This is a genomic window from Polaribacter sp. 20A6 (assembly GCF_011378915.1).
In the GTDB taxonomy this organism is placed as follows: domain Bacteria; phylum Bacteroidota; class Bacteroidia; order Flavobacteriales; family Flavobacteriaceae; genus Polaribacter; species Polaribacter sejongensis.
The window spans coordinates 1-2,918 of the sequence record NZ_WTPZ01000019.1 but is presented as its reverse complement, the minus strand read 5'-3'; the positions used below and the strand labels follow the sequence as shown (position 1 = coordinate 2,918).

Here is a 2,918-nt window from a genome sequence, read left to right as displayed (position 1 = left end):
TCTTTAAAATAACGAATTTTTATAGCTTATCTGAGTTTACTTTTAACTTACGCCCAACGTTGTTGTATAAGCTTTGTTGCGACGTTTAAGCAGTGAATTTACTAAATAAAACACGAACGGCGAAATTCCGAAGGAATTTCCCAAGTGATCTAAAACCAGCAATAAAGTTTATACGGTGTTGGCATTAGTTTTTTTCTTTGATTATTTTAGTGATTTTAGTTTTCCATTCGTTTATATTGAACTTATCTATAATTCTGTTGTCCATTCCTATCACATAGCAAGTTTTTGAACAATATTGTTTTCTATAATTATTATAAAAACTTTTATTGAATTCTTCTTCTGAATCTATATGAATTCCAATATCTGATTTTTTTAGGTTTGAATCCACGTGTAAAATATTAATAAGCTTTCCGAGTGATTTTTCCATTTCGTAGAATGCTTCTGTAGATTTTTTATCGCCACCACAACCACAAGAATTAGCAATTACTGTAATTTTATTTTTTAAATTAGAACTTCTAATAGTGTCTCCAGATATTGTTACAACTTCAAAAGTTGGCGCAATAATTCCTTTTTGAGTTCCAATTTTAGTTTTAAAATTCTCATCTTTTATTAAGGTTATTAAATCTCCATTATTAGAAATACTTTCAAAACGATAATATTTATTATTTAAATTTATAAGTTCTCCAATACTCATTAAGTGACTCTTTACTAGTTTTTCTTTTTTTACTCCCAAATTAGATAAAACTGTAATTTTGGAAAATATATCATACGTAAATTCTTTAGGGTTTCTATTGTCTTGGTCAGCAACTCCAATTTCAAAATTTTCGTTATCAATTGTAAACTTTCCAATTAAATGTTCTCTTTTTCCTAATAGTATTTTTCCTTTATTATTTGCAATACATAACCAAGAAGAATCCTTTATTATTTGTTTACCATTAGAAATTAAATATTCACATTTCACTGCTTTAGGAGGTGAGTTCCAAATAATTTTCTCACATTCTCTAACAAGGTCATCTGTTAAATCTTTATTGTTATTTCCATCTACAATAAAAATTTGTTTGTTCTTTTTGTTACCTAGCAATATTTCTACATTGTAATCTTGCTTTTCGCCATAATCTGTTTTAAGTTGAAATCGCTTTAAGTTTTTAATGTTTTTTGGATATATAATTGAATTTGAAAAGGTATTTAAAGTGTCTTTAAATTTTATATACATAAACCCTAAATCAAATAAACCATTTCCTTTCATTTTTTTTGTTTTAATGAAAATAGTGTCACTTAATGAGGAAAACTGATTTTCAATAATTTTGTTTTTTTGACATCCAATTATTGAAAATAATAGTATAAATAAAACTGAAAGGGTAAAAATATATTTCATTTTGTATAGATTTCGTTTTTAATTAATGCCAACGTTGTTGTATATGGTTTGTTGCGTGTTTCAAGCAACTAATTTAGTAAATAATTACCAACCAAGAAAGTCCGCGAGGACTTTCGTAAGTAGGCGAGAAGCCAGCAATAAATTATATACGGTGTTGTGCATAGTGTTTTTATTCGTCTAACATTTTTTGTCCAATAGAACCAACTATAAAAAAGACAAAACAGCTTATTAAAAATATAATAAATTGAGCAATGTACATTCCAAAATGTATTTCGGTATTAATTAAGTTTAAAATCAATATTATTACAGAAGGTACCAAACCAAAGATAATTATTAATGAAATAATTAAAGCAACAAATTGCCACCTTACTTGTTCATTTGTATTAGAAATACCTGATGAAAATTTCACAACGGATTGTCCAAATAATATTATTGCTATTACTGACCATTCTGTATTATAAAAAATTGATTGAAAGTCATTTTGAAATAGTCGAACCATCACTAAAATAACAATGGGTAACAATGTAAATAGAAATTCAGATGATAGAATATATGTTATAGTTTTGTCTACTTTCATTAATTGTTATGAATTACGTCTAATACTTTAATGATTTCTAACTTATCTGATATCAAATAACCATTTGTATTATATTTCGAGGTTTGTTTAACTTTTACTTTTAATGAATCTCCAGGAACTACTATTATTTTTCCTGAATGAAATTTTTCTAACCATTCTAAATGAGAAATTTTTATAGAAGCTGATTTATTTCCGTGTTTGAAAGACCAAGCAGAATCTCCTAAGAAGTCTGGTTTTTTTATTAAATATATCATTTCTGTTTCATTCACTATTTCATTTTCAGTTAGTGCGTTTTCAACAGCATCAATATCAATTTTTTCTGTTCCGGATTTAATATTCTTTATTTCTCTATTTTCAGATTTCAATTCAAAAGACTCTTTTTCGTTAAGCTCTTCTGTAGATTCATTAATTTTATTTATAGTTTTTGCTAATTTTAGAATATCGTGTTCCGCATAATTAAAAGAATCTGCTAATGATTTTTCTTCAGCAATTTTTTTTAAGTTATTAGCTAATTCTTTAAGGTCTTCAACAGATGATTTTTTCTCTGAAATGAACTTTAAAGTTTCAGCGCGAGATTCCTCAATGTATTCTTCAATTTCTTCATTCTCTGGTGAGTTATCAATTTTACTATCTTCATTAATTGTCAAAGCACTCCAAAATCTACCAATTATTGAACCTTTTTCAATATCATCTAAAACTATTTTAGATTTTACAGAACTATTAACCGTTTCCGCTATCAAATGGTCTAAATTATTTACACCATCAATCATTTCAGCAAAAGCTCTAAAAAGTCTACTTGGATTTTCAGTTTCTCTTTTAAAATCTAACCTAATTTCGTATTTATTATTTAATTCTTTTTTCATTTAGGTTTTTTGGTCTGAGTGAGACATTATGCACAACGTTGTTGTGTATTGAAAGTTGCGTTTTTAATGAGCGGCTATTTTCCGAAGGAAAATTGAAGTGAAT

Annotated in this window: 3 protein-coding genes; all 3 read right to left on the bottom strand. The window is 26.7% G+C overall.

Annotation, left to right across the window (positions count from 1 at the left end; genetic code table 11):
- Positions 1 to 184: 184 nt before the first annotated feature.
- Positions 185 to 1,246 (bottom strand): hypothetical protein, encoded by a 1,062-nt coding sequence (locus GQS57_RS18130; RefSeq protein WP_165734384.1) that lies wholly within the window; start codon positions 1,244 to 1,246, stop codon positions 185 to 187.
- Positions 1,247 to 1,544: 298 nt separating this feature from the next.
- Positions 1,545 to 1,952 carry a hypothetical protein gene (locus GQS57_RS18125; protein ID WP_136582697.1) on the bottom strand — a complete coding sequence of 136 codons (408 nt, stop codon included), beginning with the start codon at positions 1,950 to 1,952 and terminating at the stop codon, positions 1,545 to 1,547.
- Positions 1,952 to 2,815, bottom strand: a complete 864-nt coding sequence (locus GQS57_RS18120; RefSeq protein ID WP_165734383.1) for a hypothetical protein — start codon at positions 2,813 to 2,815, stop codon at positions 1,952 to 1,954. The genes GQS57_RS18125 and GQS57_RS18120 overlap by 1 nt, the downstream gene beginning before the upstream one ends.
- Between the last annotated feature and the right edge of the window lie 103 nt (positions 2,816 to 2,918).